The 14567-nt window shown below is 75.0% G+C and carries 14 protein-coding genes; 12 read left to right on the top strand and 2 right to left on the bottom strand.

Features of this window, described 5'->3' with window-relative positions; translation table 11 throughout:
• Positions 1-70 precede the first annotated feature (70 nt).
• From tsf to ACI79U_RS07650, 4 genes are all read left to right on the top strand, one after another.
• Positions 71-886 (top strand): translation elongation factor Ts, encoded by an 816-nt coding sequence (gene tsf, locus ACI79U_RS07665; protein ID WP_457066338.1) that lies wholly within the window; start codon positions 71-73, stop codon positions 884-886.
• Positions 887-1080: 194 nt separating this feature from the next.
• A complete protein-coding gene (gene pyrH, locus ACI79U_RS07660; RefSeq protein ID WP_457066336.1) occupies positions 1081-1869 on the top strand; it encodes a UMP kinase in 789 nt (262 codons plus the stop codon).
• A 115-nt stretch (positions 1870-1984) separates the two neighbouring features.
• Positions 1985-2542, top strand: a complete 558-nt coding sequence (gene frr, locus ACI79U_RS07655; RefSeq protein ID WP_457066334.1) for a ribosome recycling factor — start codon at positions 1985-1987, stop codon at positions 2540-2542.
• Between the two features lie 120 nt (positions 2543-2662).
• On the top strand, positions 2663-3748 hold the full coding sequence (locus tag ACI79U_RS07650) for a phosphatidate cytidylyltransferase (RefSeq protein WP_457066332.1): 1086 nt from the start codon (positions 2663-2665) through the stop codon (positions 3746-3748).
• Between the two features lie 19 nt (positions 3749-3767).
• On the opposite strand, the gene ACI79U_RS07645 is transcribed toward ACI79U_RS07650, so the two are convergent.
• Positions 3768-4880: a DUF952 domain-containing protein gene (locus ACI79U_RS07645; protein WP_457066330.1), complete on the bottom strand. Its 1113-nt coding sequence runs from the start codon at positions 4878-4880 to the stop codon at positions 3768-3770.
• A 72-nt stretch (positions 4881-4952) separates the two neighbouring features.
• Between ACI79U_RS07645 and ACI79U_RS07640 the strand changes: the two genes are divergently transcribed.
• The 4 genes from ACI79U_RS07640 (at position 4953) to ACI79U_RS07625 (ending at position 9300) form a co-directional block, all read left to right on the top strand.
• Positions 4953-5642, top strand: coding sequence for a TrmH family RNA methyltransferase (locus tag ACI79U_RS07640; RefSeq protein ID WP_457066328.1), 690 nt, complete (start codon positions 4953-4955; stop codon positions 5640-5642).
• Positions 5643-5773: 131 nt separating this feature from the next.
• Positions 5774-7330 (top strand): hypothetical protein, encoded by a 1557-nt coding sequence (locus tag ACI79U_RS07635; protein ID WP_457066326.1) that lies wholly within the window; start codon positions 5774-5776, stop codon positions 7328-7330.
• A gap of 72 nt (positions 7331-7402) precedes the next feature.
• The gene (gene rlmN, locus ACI79U_RS07630; protein ID WP_457066324.1) at positions 7403-8581 is read left to right on the top strand and encodes a 23S rRNA (adenine(2503)-C(2))-methyltransferase RlmN; all 1179 of its coding nucleotides are present in this window, start codon (positions 7403-7405) and stop codon (positions 8579-8581) included.
• Positions 8578-9300 (top strand): VIT1/CCC1 transporter family protein, encoded by a 723-nt coding sequence (locus ACI79U_RS07625; protein WP_457066322.1) that lies wholly within the window; start codon positions 8578-8580, stop codon positions 9298-9300. The genes rlmN and ACI79U_RS07625 overlap by 4 nt, the downstream gene beginning before the upstream one ends.
• A gap of 113 nt (positions 9301-9413) precedes the next feature.
• On the opposite strand, the gene ACI79U_RS07620 is transcribed toward ACI79U_RS07625, so the two are convergent.
• Positions 9414-9743 (bottom strand): DUF2631 domain-containing protein, encoded by a 330-nt coding sequence (locus tag ACI79U_RS07620; RefSeq protein WP_457066320.1) that lies wholly within the window; start codon positions 9741-9743, stop codon positions 9414-9416.
• A gap of 63 nt (positions 9744-9806) precedes the next feature.
• Here ACI79U_RS07620 and dxr point away from each other — a divergent pair, with 63 nt between their 5' ends.
• The 4 genes from dxr to ACI79U_RS07600 all read left to right on the top strand — a co-directional run bounded on the left by dxr (position 9807) and on the right by ACI79U_RS07600 (position 14562).
• Positions 9807-11048, top strand: coding sequence for a 1-deoxy-D-xylulose-5-phosphate reductoisomerase (gene dxr / locus ACI79U_RS07615; protein ID WP_457066318.1), 1242 nt, complete (start codon positions 9807-9809; stop codon positions 11046-11048).
• A 1-nt stretch (position 11049) separates the two neighbouring features.
• Entirely contained in the window at positions 11050-12441 is a 1392-nt protein-coding gene (locus tag ACI79U_RS07610) for a M50 family metallopeptidase (protein ID WP_457066540.1), read from the top strand.
• Between the two features lie 80 nt (positions 12442-12521).
• Positions 12522-13682 (top strand): flavodoxin-dependent (E)-4-hydroxy-3-methylbut-2-enyl-diphosphate synthase, encoded by a 1161-nt coding sequence (ispG, locus tag ACI79U_RS07605; RefSeq protein WP_457066316.1) that lies wholly within the window; start codon positions 12522-12524, stop codon positions 13680-13682.
• Between the two features lie 28 nt (positions 13683-13710).
• Complete coding sequence (locus tag ACI79U_RS07600) at positions 13711-14562, top strand: GNAT family N-acetyltransferase (protein ID WP_457066314.1); 852 nt, start codon at positions 13711-13713, stop codon at positions 14560-14562.
• The last annotated feature ends 5 nt before the right edge of the window (positions 14563-14567 follow it).

Genomic DNA, 14567 nt, shown 5'->3' with positions numbered 1-14567 from the left:
GCTCCCCAGCACCCGGGGAGCGGCGCCGCCGCACGTCCGCACCCTGTTCCACCAGACCAGAGGAAGTGACATGCCCGCCTTCACCGCAGCCGACGTCAAGCGTCTCCGCGACGCCACCGGCGCCGGGATGATGGACGCCAAGAAGGCCCTGACCGAGGCCGACGGCGAGTACGACAAGGCCGTCGAGCTGCTGCGGATCAAGGGCGCCAAGGACGTCGGCAAGCGCCTGGAGCGCTCGACGACCAACGGCATCGTGGTCAGCAAGGGCGGTGCCCTGCTCGAGCTCGACTGCGAGACCGACTTCGTCGCCAAGAACTCCGACTTCGTCGCCCTGGGCGACAAGCTCCTGGACATCGTCCTGGCCCAGAAGCCGGCCGACGTCCCGGCGCTGCTGGCCACCGAGGTCGACGGCCAGACGGTCGAGAAGCTCATCGAGTCCGAGTCGGCCCGCATCGGCGAGAAGCTCGTCCTCTCCCGCTTCGCCCTCTTCGAGGGCACCACGGCCGTCTACCTGCACAAGCGCGCCACCGACCTGCCCCCGGCCATCGGTGTCGCGGTGCAGTACTCCGGCGGCGACGAGGACGCGGCCCGCGCCGTGGCGATGCACATCGCCGCGGCCCGTCCCCGCTACCTGACCCGCGAGGAGGTCCCCGCCGAGGCGGTGGAGACCGAGCGCCGGGTCGCCGAGCAGACGGCGAAGGAGGAGGGCAAGCCCGAGCAGGCGATCGCCAAGATCGTCGAAGGCCGGGTGAACTCCTACTTCAAGGACTTCGTGCTCCTCGAGCAGCCCTCGATCACCGAGCCGAAGCGCACCGTCAAGCAGGTCATCGGCGACGCCGGCCTGACCATCGACCGGTTCGCCCGGTTCGAGGTCGGCCAGGCCTGACGAAGGACCCCGTCGCCCCCCACCCCTCGCAGGCTCGGGGCGGGGCCCTGCGACAGGGCCGTTCCAGCACGTCGCCGCCGGCCCCGTTCCTCCCCGGAACGGGGCCGGTGGCCTGTCCGGCCCCAGGTGCGGAGGACCCCGCACCGGGCATGCGGCAGGATCGAGCACCGACCACCCCGACGCGAAGGACACCTGTGACCGAGACGACCGCCGCCAGCAACCCGGAGGGCCTGCTCTTCGCGCCCGCCGCCTCCGCGCCGACCGACGGCAGCGGCTACCGGCGGGTCCTGCTCAAGCTCTCCGGTGAGGCGTTCGGCGGCGGCAGCGTCGGGGTCGACGGCAGCATCGTGCACAACATCGCCGGGCAGCTCGCCGAGGTCGTCCACAGCGGCACCCAGGTGGCCGTCGTGGTCGGCGGCGGCAACTTCTTCCGCGGCGCCGAGCTGGCGCAGGCGGGCATGGACCGCCGGCACGCCGACTACATGGGCATGCTCGGCACGGTGATGAACGCGCTGGCCCTGCAGGCCTTCTGCGAGCAGATCGGCCTCGAGACGCGGGTGCAGACCGCGATCACCATGGGTCAGGTCGCCGAGCCCTACATCCCCCGCAAGGCCGTCCGGCACATGGAGAAGGGGCGGCTGGTCATCTTCGGCGCCGGCGCCGGGATGCCCTACTTCTCCACCGACACCGTCGCCGCCCAGCGCGCGCTGGAGATCGGCTGCCAGGTGCTGCTGATGGCCAAGAACGGCGTCGACGGCGTCTACGACGACGACCCGCGGCGGAACTCGGCCGCCACCATGTACGAGGAGCTGGACTACGCCACGGTGCTGGCCAAGCAGCTCGGGGTCGCCGACGCCACGGCGATCAGCCTCTGCATGGACAACCGCATGCCGATCGTCGTGTTCAACCTGCTCCGTGAGGGGAACATCGCCCGGGCCGTCGCAGGTGAGAAGATCGGGACCCTGATCAGCCAGCCGGCCTGACCGGCCGGCTCCCGGGCGGGCGATGGTCGCCGAGCCCCGACCCGGGTACCGGTCGGCTGAACGCCGATCGACCAGACGGCCAGCACGGCGGCAGCCGCCGCAGGAGGAGAGAACCGTGATCGACGACACCCTGCTCGACGCCGAGGAGCGGATGGACAAGGCCTTGTCGGTCGCCCGCGAGGACCTCGGTTCCGTGCGCACCGGCCGCGCCGCGCCGTCCATGTTCAACAAGATCGCGGTCGACTACTACGGCGCCTACACCCCGGTGCCGCAGATGGCCTCGATCTCCGTGCCCGAGGCGCGGATGGCGGTCATCAAGCCCTACGACATGAGCCAGCTGCAGGCCATCGAGCGGGCGATCCGCGACTCCGACCTCGGGGTCAACCCGACCAACGACGGCACGCTGATCCGGGTGGTCTTCCCGCAGCTGACCGAGGACCGGCGTCGCGACCTGGTCAAGCAGGCCCGCGCCAAGGGCGAGGACGCCAAGGTCGCCATCCGCAACATCCGCCGCCGCTCCAAGGAGGAGCTGGACCGCATCGCCAAGGACGGCGAGGCCGGTGAGGACGACGTGCGCCGCGCGGAGAAGGAGCTCGACGACCTCACCGCCACGCACGTGGCGGCCATCGACGAAGCGATGAAGAACAAGGAGACCGAGCTCCTCGACGTCTGATCCCCTCGGACCTGCGCGGTGTCCCGCTTCCCGTCACGAACCGGACCCGAGGGTCCGGAGCGTGAGCCTGCCCGCGGCCGGGCCGGCGTCGCCGAGCCGGGCTGGTCGCCCGACGAGCCGGTGACCGCCGCCCAGCCGCCGGCCGACGGCCCCGGTACCGACTCGCAGCCGCGGGTCGGCCGGCCGCCGGTGCCCCCGACCCCGAGCCGGCCGCGGTCCTCGACGCCGGACGCGGACCCGAGCCCCCCGGACGACGAACGGCCGCGGGACGACGCAGACGACGGCGCGGGGGACCGCGCGGAGGACGACGCGGAGGACCACGCGCCGCTGACCGCGGTCCCCGGCGCACCCGGCGCCGAGGTGACCGGTGAGCCGCCGAAGGAGACGCCGAGCGGTGCAGGCCGCGCCGGCCGGGACCTGGGGTCGGCGATCGGGGTGGCGCTGGGCCTGGGCGCGGTGGTCATCGCCACCCTGCTCGTGTGGCGCCCGGCGTTCCTGCTGGTGATCACGGCGGCCGTGCTGGTCAGCGTGGTGGAGCTGGGTCGGGCGCTGCAGGCCGGTGGCCACCGCCCGCCGCTGCCCCCGGTGCTCGTCGGTGCGCTCGCGATGACGGCGCTCGCCTGGACCCGTGGCCCATCCGGGCTGGTCGTCGGCTTCCTGCTGACGGTGTTCGCGGTGGTCCTCTGGCGCCTCGGTGACGGGCCGGTGGGCTACCTGCGCGATGCCTCCGCCGCTGTCCTGGTCGCGTTGTACGTCCCGCTGCTGGCCGGGTTCGCCGTCCTCCTGCTGGTCCCCGACGACGGGGTCGCCCGCGTGCTGGCGTTCATCGTGACCGTCGTGTGCAGCGACACCGGCGGGTACGCCGCCGGCGTGGTGTTCGGGAAGCGCCCGCTGGCGAAGAGCATCAGCCCGAAGAAGTCCTGGGAGGGGCTGGCCGGTTCGGTCGCCGCCTGCGTGGTCGTCGGCGTCCTGCTGGTCACGCTGACCTTCCACGGTCCCTGGTGGGGTGGCGTGCTGTTCGGCGTCGCGATCGCGCTCACCGCCACGCTGGGCGACCTCGGTGAGTCGCTGATCAAGCGCGACCTCGGCATCAAGGACATGGGCAACCTGCTGCCCGGTCACGGCGGGCTGATGGACCGGATGGACTCGTTGCTGCCCTCGGCCGTCGTCGCGTGGCTGGTGCTGTCCCTGGTCGTCCCGGCCTGATCAGGCCGTCCGCGCCTGATCAGGCGCGGACGGCCTCCCAGCTGCGCCCCACCACGGAGAAGCCGCGCCGGGCGTACCACTGCCGCGGCCAGTCCAGCGCCGCGGCGTCCAGCACGACGAGGTCGCACCCGGCCGCGCCGGCCCGCGCGAGCGCGGCCGACAGCAGCGCGTCGCCGAACCCGCGCCGCCGCGCGGCCGGGTCGGTGACCACGGACTCCACCGACGCGGTGGCCCCGTCGACCCGCAGCTGGGCCGCCGCGACCACCCGCCCGGAGTCCCGCACCACCAGGTCGGTCACCTGCACCACCCGGTCGTTGCGGTGCTCGCGGCCGACGAGCTGGGCCACCACCTCCGTCAGCGGGAGACCCGAACCGGCCAGCTCCCGTCGCCACGACCGCGCCCAGAACTCGTGCACCAGGTCCTGCTGGACGACCTCGGCGGGACCGTCGGCACCGGTGGGGAACGGGGCCCGCCGGGCCATGGCCACGGTGGGGGAGACGTCCCAGCCCCGGCGGGCCAGCTCCTGGGCGGCCACCCCGGCGGCGGGGTGCAGCAGGGTGGCTGCCTGCGCCGGCCAGCCCGCGGCGGCGGCCACCGAGGCGGTCTGCTCCTCGACCGCCCCGGCGTCGACCGCGGCGGTGAACAGCACCCGGTTGTCGTCCCGTGAGTGCCGGAACGCCGGGTCGGCCACGGCGAGGCCGCCGGGCACCGGCCGCAGCTGCGCGGACCGCCGGGTGGCGACCGAGACCGCCAGCGCCCGGGCCCGGGCCCGGCCGAGCGCGTCCCCGGGGGCGGGCAGCTCCAGCGGCCGGCCCGGCAGCCACGGCACCACCGCGACGACGGCGGAGGTCGGCAACGGCCCGAACAGGTGCGGGAAGCGCATGCCCGCCGGGTCCCCGGGCACACCGGGCTCCCAGCGCACCGGGTCGGTCAGCCGGGCCGGGTCGACGACCAGGACCACGACGTCCCGGCGGTCCGGGTACAGCCGCTGTGCCGGCAGGTGCACCTGATCCGGCGCCGACAGGTGCACGAACCCGGCGTCGGCGAGCGACGGTGGGCTCACCGCCCCGGTGTCCAGCGCCGCCCGCCAGTCGGCCGGCTCGATCAGGTGCACCAGGACGCCCTCGCTCACCGGGCCACTCTGCCCGGCGCCCCGGACGCGGCCGGCACCGGGCAGCGGGCGCGGGGATGGCAGCATGCGCCGGTGGCCGAGCAGCAGGACGCCGGGGACGGGGAGAGCGGACCGGGACCCACCGAGTGGGGGTCGACGGTCGGGGTCGGGCCGTGGCCCGGTCCCTGGCCTGCCGATCCGCGGTACGACCCGGAGCTGCTCGCCGCCGGTGACCGGCGCAACGTCGTCGACCGGTACCGCTACTGGCGGCTGGAGGCGATCGTCGCCGACCTCGACCGCCGGCGGCACCCGTTCCACGTCGCGATCGAGAACTTCGAGCACGACCTGAACATCGGCACGGTGGTGCGCACCGCCAACGCCTTCCTCGCCGCGGAGGTGCACGTGGTGGGCCGGCGCCGGTGGAACCGTCGGGGGGCGATGGTCACCGACCGCTACCAGCACCTGCGCCACCACGCCGACGTGGCGGCGCTGCTCGCCCACGCCGACGCGGCCGGCCTGGTCGTGGTGGGGGTCGACAACGGTCCGGGCGCGGTGCCCCTGGAGACGGTCGAGCTGCCCCGCGCCTGCCTGCTGCTGTTCGGGCAGGAAGGGCCCGGGCTCACCCCGGCGGCGTCGGCCGGGGCGGCGCTCACCGTCTCCATCGCCCAGTACGGCTCCACCCGCTCGCTCAACGCCGGGGTGGCCGCCGGTATCGCGATGCACACCTGGATCCGGCAGCACGCCGCGGGCACCGCTGCTGGCGAGACCTCACCAAAGGTCTGACGCGCGTCGTCAGATGTGACCGCCCCGTCACGCCGGGCCGGCGGCCCCTCGCACGGGAGCATCGCAGCCACGGTGGACGGGACCGGTCGCGCTCCGGCGGCCGGGGACACGGTCGCCGGTGAGGAGTGGGTGTGGGGTCGCGCCGACCGGAGGTCGAGCGCTCGCGGGCGACGGGCCAGGAGCTGTCGCAGCCGCGAGCTGCCGTCGGCGACGTCCCGAACGCCGTCGAGGCCCCGCCGGACGCCGGGCCGAGGGCCTCCTCCGACCAGCTGCCGGCGCCGCAAGCCGCCGAGCCCGCGCAGCCTGCCGAGCCCACCGTGGAGCCCGAGCCGCGCGACGCCTGGGACGAGGCGTGGCTGCCCAGCTGGATCGCGGAGGCCCCCGAGGAGGCCGCGGCCGACCAGGTCCAGCCCGAGGCGGTCGAGCCCGAGACGACAGAGCCCGAAGCGGTCGAGCCTGAGGTGGTCGGGCCCGAGGTGGTCGAGCCCGAGACGACAGAGCCCGAGACGACAGAGCCCGAGACGACAGAGCCCGAGACGACAGAGCCCGAGACGACAGAGCCCGAGACGACAGAGCCCGAGACGACAGAGCCCGAGACGGTGGAGCCGGAACCCGAGCCGGGCACCGCCGCGCAGCGCACCGACCTGATCCTCGCCGCCGCCGAGCTCGACGCGGAGCTCGCCGCCCTGCGCCGGGCCGAGGAGGAGCGGGCCGCCGTCCGCGCCGAGGTGGCGCAGGCCGCCGCCCGCCTCGCCGACGAGCTGCTCGCGGTCGAGGCCGCCGCCGCGTGGCCGCCCACCCCGGCGGCCGCGCCGGCCGCCGCACTGCCGGCCGCCCCACCGGTGCCGTCGGTGGTGAGCCCGCCGGTGCGTCCGCGCCGTCGGGCCCGGATCCTGGTGCCGCTGCTGGTCCTGCTGATCGCCGGGGTGTTCGGCATCGTCGCCGCACTCGGTGGTGGGGACGACGCGGAGCCGACGGTGGCCGCGGTCGCCCGGGACACCGTCGGGACGCCCGGGCGGAGCGTGCCCAGCTCCTCGCCCAGCAGCCCTGGCCGGTCCACCGCGGTACCGGGAGCCGACCGGACGGTGCCCCCCGCGGGGGAGCCGACCCTGCCGGCCCCGGCCCCGGCAACCGCGACGGCCACGGCCCCGGTGACTGCCCAGGCCGAGCCCCGTCCCGCGGTGGCCGCCCGGGGGGACGCACAGCTCCGCGGTGCCCCGGCGCGGGTGGTCGTCGACCCCGCGGGGCAGCGGCCCGTCGTCGCACCGTCGATGCAGCCCCCCGCGGCCCCGGCTCCGCCTCCGCCGTCGGCGGTGAACACCGGGCCGGTGACCCGCCGGGCCATGCCGCCGGTCCCGCTGGGCCCGCCGGCCCCGCTGCCGTCCGTCCCGCCGCTGCCGCCGGCCCCGCCCCTCGTCACCGCCCCCCCGCCGGGGGTGCCGCTCCCGACGCCGATCCAGACGCCGGCCCCGACCCCGACGCCGACCCCGACCCCGACGGACACGCCGACGTCCACTCCGACGACGCCCGGGGCGCCGACCCCGACCGGGACTCCCGAGTCGACCAGCCCGCCGATGCCCACGACCAGCGCGCCGCCGTCCGGCGGCAGCCCGGCCACGCCGCCCGCTCCGCCCGGCCCGGACACGCCGGAGCAGGACCTCCCGCTCGCGGCGGCGCTGGCCCGCTGACCCCACCGGGGGAGCCATCTCACGGTGCGCGGGCACCGCGGAGGCCGGGGGAGTGGGAGCATGGAGGACGCCATGACTGCTCTCCCCCTGGTCTTCGACGCCCCGCGCCGCACCAAGCCGCCCCGCCACCTCGCCGATCTCACCCGCGAGGAGGCGCGCGCCGCCGTGGCCGAGCTCGGCCAGCCGGCGTTCCGCGCCGACCAGCTGGCGCGGCACTACTACGCCGGCGTCACCGATCCGCAGCTGATGACCGACCTGCCGGCAGCGGCCCGCGCCGACCTCACCGAGGCACTGCTGCCCGGGCTGCTCACGCCGGTGCGGCACCAGTCCGCCGACGGCGGCCGCACCCGCAAGACCCTCTGGCGGCTGCACGACGGGGCGCTGGTGGAGAGCGTGCTCATGCGCTACCCGGACCGGGCCACGGTGTGCATCTCCAGCCAGGCCGGCTGCGGCATGGCCTGCCCCTTCTGCGCCACCGGCCAGAGCGGCCTGACCCGCAACCTCTCCGCCGCGGAGATCATCGGCCAGGCGGTGGCCGCGGCCGCGGCGATGGCCAACGGGGAGATCCCCGGCGGGCCCGGCCGGCTGTCCAACGTCGTCTTCATGGGCATGGGCGAGCCGCTGGCCAACTACGCCCGGGTGCGCAAGACGCTCGATGCGCTGCTGACCCCGGCTCCCCACGGGCTGGGCCTGGCCCAGCGTTCGGTGACCGTCTCGACGGTCGGGGTGGTCCCGGCCATCCGCAAGCTCACCGAGGAGGGGCTCAACGTCACCCTGGCGGTCAGCCTGCACGCCCCCGACGACGAGCTGCGCGACACGCTGGTGCCGATCAACACCCGTTGGGACGTCGAGGAGGTGCTCGGCGCCGCCGACGACTTCGCCCGCCGCACCGGTCGCCGGTACTCGATCGAGTACGCGCTGATCCGGGACATCAACGACCAGCCGTTCCGGGCCGACCTGCTCGGGAAGCTGCTGGCGAAGCGGCTGGCGCACGTGAACCTGATCCCGCTCAACCCGACCCCGGGCAGCAAGTGGGACGCCAGCCCGCTGCCGGCCCAGCGCGAGTTCGTCGCCCGGCTCCGCGCCGCCGGCGTGCCGACGACGGTGCGCGACACCCGCGGCCAGGACATCGACGGCGCCTGCGGGCAGCTCGCCGCTGCCGACCGGGTCGAGGGTGTGCCCAGCGTCGCGGTGGCGACCCCCGGGGTCGAGGAGGGTGTCCCGCTCGGGTCCGAGTCGGACCAGGCGTGACCGCCCCGGGGGTGCTCCCGGGGCCAGGCGCCCCCGAGCACACCCACGCGGACGTCTCCGGCGGCTGGCTGCGCGCGGCGGTCTTCGGCGCGATGGACGGGCTGGTCACCAACACCGCGCTGGTGGCCGGCGTGGGCGCCGGGGGCGCGGCCGCGCGCACCGTCGTGCTGTCCGGGGTGGCGAGCCTGGTGGCCGGGGCCATCTCGATGGCGCTGGGGGAGTACACCTCCGTGCGCACCCAGAACGAGCAGCTGGAGCTCGAGGTCGCCAAGGAACGCGGTGAGCTCGAGCGCAACCCCGCGGGTGAGCGGGCCGAGCTGGTCGCGCTGCTGCGCGAGCGCGGCGTCGACGACGACCTGGCCGACCAGGTGGCGACCCAGCTGTCCCGCGACCCGGAGGCCGCCCTCCGGCTGCACGTGCTGGCCGAGCTGGGGGTGAGCGCGGACGACCGCCCCTCGCCGCGGGTCGCCGCGGTCTCCTCGTTCCTGACCTTCGCGGTCGGGGCGCTGGTACCCGTGCTGCCCTACCTGCTGGGCTTCCCGCTGCTGTGGGCCGCGCTGGCCAGCGGCGGACTGGGCCTGGCCGTGGCCGGCGCCCTCTCCTCCCGCTTCACCCCGCGCCCGTGGTGGTCCGCCGGGCTCCGTCAGCTGCTGTTCGGCGCGCTGGCGGCCGGTGCCACCTACCTCATCGGCCTGGCGATCGGCGTCTCGGTCGCCTGACCTGCCCGGGGACGACGACGGCCCGCCCCCGGAGGGGACGGGCCGGTCGGTCAGGCCTCACTGCAGGGGACCGCGGCGAGCCTGCGAGTCGTGGGGAGCAGTGAGGTCCTTCCTCAGCGTGAGCGCCAGGCGTTCTTGCGCCGCCGCGCGTCCCAGACCAGCAGCCCGGCCAGGTACAGCGCGAAGCCGACGATCCACAGGTTCTCGACCTGGCCGTCGTGGTTGCCGAACAGGAAGGCCAGCACCACCAGGACCATGAACCAGCCGCCGATGCGGCCCCACTTGCCGGCCTCGCCGTGCCACCCCCAGTCCTCGGGGGTCTCGTGGGTGATGGGGGCCTCGCCCGCGCGGACGATGCCCTCCTCACGTTCGGACTGCTCGACCACCCGGGCGCTGGTCTGGTGGCCCTGTCCCCGGCCGCTGTGCTCGCTCACGGGCGCCATCTTGCCAGGCGCGGCCGGCGCGCACCCGGCGGACGGTGCGGCGGGTCCTGACAGGATCGGTCCGTGAGTGAGATCCGCAGCAGCCAACCCCGGACCGTGACCGTGCTGGGGTCGACCGGGTCGATCGGCCGGCAGGCGATCGCCGTCGCCCGGCAGAACCCCGACCGGCTGCAGATCACCGGCCTGGCGGCCGGCGGCGGCGACGTCGCCCTGCTGGCCGAGCAGGCGCTGACGCTGGGCGTGCGCACGGTGGCGATCGCGCGGGCCACCGCGGCGCAGGACCTCCAGCTGGCCTTCTACGCGGCCGCGCAGCAGCGGGGCTGGGCGCAGGGCAGGTACGCGCTGCCGGAGATCCTGGCCGGCCCGCGGGCGGCGGAGGAGCTCGCCGCCCGCCCCGCCGACGTCGTCCTCAACGGCATCACCGGGTCCATCGGGCTGGGCCCGACGCTCGCCGCGCTCGCGGCCGGGCGCACGGTGGCCCTGGCGAACAAGGAGTCGCTGGTCGCCGGTGGGGCCCTGGTGACGGCGGCGGCCGCCCCCGGCCAACTGGTGCCGGTCGACTCCGAGCACTCCGCGCTGGCCCAGTGCCTCCGGGCCGGCGCGGAGGGGGAGGTGGCCCGGCTGGTGCTCACCGCCAGCGGCGGCCCGTTCCGCGGGCGCACCGCCGCCGAGCTCGCCGGCGTCACCCCGCAGGAGGCGCTCGCCCACCCCACCTGGGACATGGGGCCGGTGGTCACCATCAACTCGGCCACCCTGGTCAACAAGGGCCTGGAGCTCATCGAGGCGCACCTGCTCTTCGGCATCCCGTACGCCGACATCGACGTGGTGGTGCACCCCCAGTCGATCGTGCACTCGATGGTCACCTTCACCGACGGCGCCACGATCGCGCAGGCCAGCCCTCCGGACATGCGGCTGCCGATCGCGCTGGCGCTGGCCTGGCCCGAGCGGCTGCCCGACGTGCAGCCGGCGCTGGACTGGTCGACCGCGAGCACCTGGGAGTTCGCCCCGCTGGACGAGCAGGTGTTCCCGGCGGTGCGGCTGGCCCGGCAGGCGGGTGAGACCGGCGGCGTCGTCCCGGCGCTGTACAACGCGGCCAACGAGGAGGCGGTCGCGGCATTCACCGCCGGACACCTGTCGTTCCCAGCGATCGTGCAGGTCATCGCGCGTACCCTCGACGCCGCGCCGGACCTCGGCGCACCCACCTGCGTCGAGGACGTGCTGGCCGCCGAGAGGTGGGCCCGGGAGCACGCCCGCGCCGCCATCGGCCACAACACTCGAGGCCAGGGCATCGGACAAGGGAGCTGAGCTGAGCGGGTTCCTGCTGACGGTCCTCGGGATCGTCGCCTTCGCCGTCGGGCTGCTGTTCAGCATCGGCTTCCACGAGTTCGGGCACTACTTCTGGGCCCGGAAGTTCGGCATGCGGGTGCCGCAGTTCTTCGTCGGCTTCGGCCCGACGGTGTGGTCGCGCCGCCGCGGGGAGACCGAGTTCGGCATCAAGGCCGTCCCGCTGGGCGGCTACATCCGGATCGTCGGCATGATCCCGCCGGCCGAGGAGGGCGAGAGCAAGCGCGCCACCCGGATGCGCAGCTTCATCGCCGAGGTCCGCGGCGCCGCGCTCAACGACGTGCTGCCCAGCGACGGCAACCGGGTGTTCTACAAGAAGCCCTGGTGGCAGCGGGTGATCGTGATGGCCGCCGGGCCGTTCCACAACCTGGTGCTGGCCGTCCTCCTCTTCCTGGTCCTGCTGCTCGGGATCGGCCTGCCGACGGTGAGCCCGACCCTGCAGGCCGTGCCCGCGTGCGTGCTCCCCGCCGGTGCGGCCAGCGCGACCGCGGAGGATCCGTGCCAGGTGCCGATCACCCCGGCCGGCGAGCTGTGCGACGAAGGCTCGGCCGACTGCGCGCTGCCCCCGGCCGGGCCGGCCGCCGAGGCGGGTCTCCGGGCCGGCGACACGATCCTGGCCGTCGACGGTGAGCCGCTGCCCGAGGCACCCGAGGACGCCTGGGACGCGCTGGTCGACACCGTCCAGGCCAGCGCGGGCGAGCCGCTGGACCTGACCGTCGCCCGGGAGGACGACGGGGACACCCGGCAGTTCGAGCTGACCGTCACCCCGATCCGGAACACCGTCTACACCGACCCCGACGGCGACGGCAGCCCCGACGCGATCGCCGAGGTCGGGTACCTGGGCGTCCAGTCCGCGGAGACGTACGTGCGGCAGCCGCTGAGCCGGCTGCCCGGCTTCTTCGGCGACGTGGTCACCGAGTCGGTGCAGCGGCTGATCGGCATCCCCGAGCGCATCCCGCAGCTGTTCCGGGCGACGTTCATGGGCGAGGAGCGCGACCGCGAGGGGCCGATCGGGCTGGTCGGTGTCGGCCGGCTCTCCGGCGAGGCGTTCTCCTTCGAGGGCTTCACCACCACGACGAAGATCAGCTTCTTCGTCGGGATGCTGGCCAGCCTCAACCTCATCCTCTTCCTGTTCAACCTGCTGCCGATGTACCCGCTGGACGGCGGGCACGTGGCCGGCGCGCTGTACGAGAAGGCCCGGTCCACCGTCGCCCGGCTGCGCGGCCGGCCCGACCCCGGCCCGTTCGACATCGCCCGGCTGATGCCGGTGGCCTACGTCGTCGCCGGGGCCTTCGTGCTGCTGTCGCTGCTGCTGGTCGTCGCCGACGTGGTCAACCCGATCACGCTGCGCTGACCGGCGCGGCCGACCGGCACGGTGACGGTCACACCCGACGCGGCGGCGCCGGGGTGGCGGGCAGGGGGATACTGACCGGCATGGCGACCCCCGTCAGTCTCGGCATGCCCGCAGCTCCTCCACCGGTCCTCGCGCCCCGGCGCAAGACCCGTCAGCTCGACGTGGGGGGCGTCGGTGTCGGCAGCGACTCCCCGGTGAGCGTCCAGTCGATGTGCACCACCAAGACCGCCGACATCAACGCCACCCTCCAGCAGATCGCCGAGCTGACCGCCTCGGGCTGCCAGATCGTCCGGGTCGCGGTGCCCGACACCGACGACGCCGAGGCGCTGCCGATCATCGCCCGGAAGTCGCAGATCCCGGTGATCGCCGACATCCACTTCCAGCCGCGGTACGTGTTCGCGGCGATCGACGCCGGGTGCGCCGCCGTGCGGGTGAACCCCGGCAACATCAAGAAGTTCGACGACAAGGTCGGCGAGATCGCCCGGGCGGCCAAGGACGCCGGCACCCCGATCCGGATCGGCGTCAACGCCGGCTCGCTGGACAAGCGGCTGCTGGCCAAGTACGGCAAGGCCACCCCGGAGGCGCTGGTCGAATCGGCGCTGTGGGAGTGCTCGCTGTTCGAGGAGCACGACTTCCGGGACATCAAGATCTCGGTCAAGCACAACGACCCGGTGGTCATGGTGCGCGCCTACGAGCTGCTGGCCGCCCAGTGCGACTACCCGCTGCACCTGGGGGTGACCGAGGCCGGCCCGTCCTTCCAGGGCACCATCAAGTCCGCGGTCGCCTTCGGTGCGCTGCTCTCCCAGGGCATCGGCGACACGATCCGGGTCTCCCTCTCCGCCCCGCCGGCGGAGGAGGTCAAGGTCGGCAACCAGATCCTGGAGTCGCTCAACCTCCGCCAGCGCGGCCTGGAGATCGTCAGCTGCCCGTCTTGCGGCCGGGCCCAGGTGGACGTCTACAAGCTCGCCGACGAGGTCACCGCGGGGCTGGAGGGCATGGAGGTGCCGCTGCGCGTCGCCGTCATGGGCTGCGTCGTCAACGGGCCGGGCGAGGCCCGCGAGGCCGACCTCGGTGTCGCCTCCGGCAACGGCAAGGGCCAGATCTTCGTCAAGGGCGAGGTGGTCAAGACCGTGCCGGAGTCGATGATCGTGGAGACCCTCATCGAGGAGGCCATGCGCATCGCCGCCGAGCAGGTGGCCGACGGCACCCCCTCGGGGCCGCCCGTCGTCAACGTCTCCTGACCCCACCGGACCGGAACGGGGGAGCCTGGTGCTGCGCGCGCCGTCGGCACGGGTCCTGGAGGCCGCCGACGAGGCCGCCGTCCGGGAGCTGCTGGCCACCGACCCGGTCGCGGCCTGCATGCTGGCCGGCCGGGTCGAGGTCTACGGGACGGCGGCCGCCGCCCTGGGCGCCCCGCTGTGGGGCCTGTACTCGGGACGGCGGCTGGACGCCGTCTGCCTGGCCGGGGCGAACCTGATCCCCTTCGCCCGTCCGGGCGCCGAGCAGGCCGCGGCCACCGCCTTCGCCGCGCGCGCCCGTCGCGCCGGCCGACGCTGCTCGACCGTGGTCGGGCCGGCGGCGGCCGTGCTGCCGCTGTGGGAGCTGCTGGAGCCCTCGTGGGGCCCGGCGCGCGAGGTCCGGGCCCACCAGCCCCTGCTGGCCATCGACGGCCCACCGGCCGTGGCCCCCGATGCCCGGGTGCGCCCGGTCCGGCTCGCCGAGCTCGACACCCTGCTGCCCGCCGCGGTGGCCATGTTCACCGAGGAGGTCGGGGTCAGCCCGCTGCGGGTCGACGGCGGCGCCGGCTACCGCGCCCGGGTGACCGAGCTGGTCCGGGCCGGGCAGGCGCTGGCCTGGATCGAGGACGGTCAGGTGCTGTTCAAGGCCGACGTCGGCGCGGTCTCCCGGGCGGCCTGCCAGGTGCAGGGCGTGTGGGTCGCGCCCCACCTGCGGGGGCAGGGGATCGGCCGGCACGGCACCGCCGCCGTCGTCGAGTACGCGCGCACGGCGATCGCCCCCGTGGTGAGCCTCTACGTCAACGACTACAACCGGGTCGCGCGCGCCGCCTACGAGCGGGTCGGCTTCCAGCAGGTCGGCACCTACGCCTCGGTCCTCTTCTGAGCCCT

Source organism: Modestobacter sp. SYSU DS0904, assembly GCF_054051115.1.
The sequence above is the reverse complement of the archived record's forward strand: the minus strand, read 5'-3'. Positions and strand labels throughout refer to the sequence as shown.

Coding starts and splice junctions, on each gene's coding strand:
- tsf (WP_457066338.1), top strand. CDS start 71: ATGCCCGCCTTCACCGCAGCCGACGTCAAGCGTCTCCGCGACGCCACC.
- rlmN (WP_457066324.1), top strand. CDS start 7,403: ATGACTGCTCTCCCCCTGGTCTTCGACGCCCCGCGCCGCACCAAGCCG.
- ACI79U_RS07620 (WP_457066320.1), bottom strand. CDS start 9,743: ATGGCGCCCGTGAGCGAGCACAGCGGCCGGGGACAGGGCCACCAGACC.
- ispG (WP_457066316.1), top strand. CDS start 12,522: ATGGCGACCCCCGTCAGTCTCGGCATGCCCGCAGCTCCTCCACCGGTC.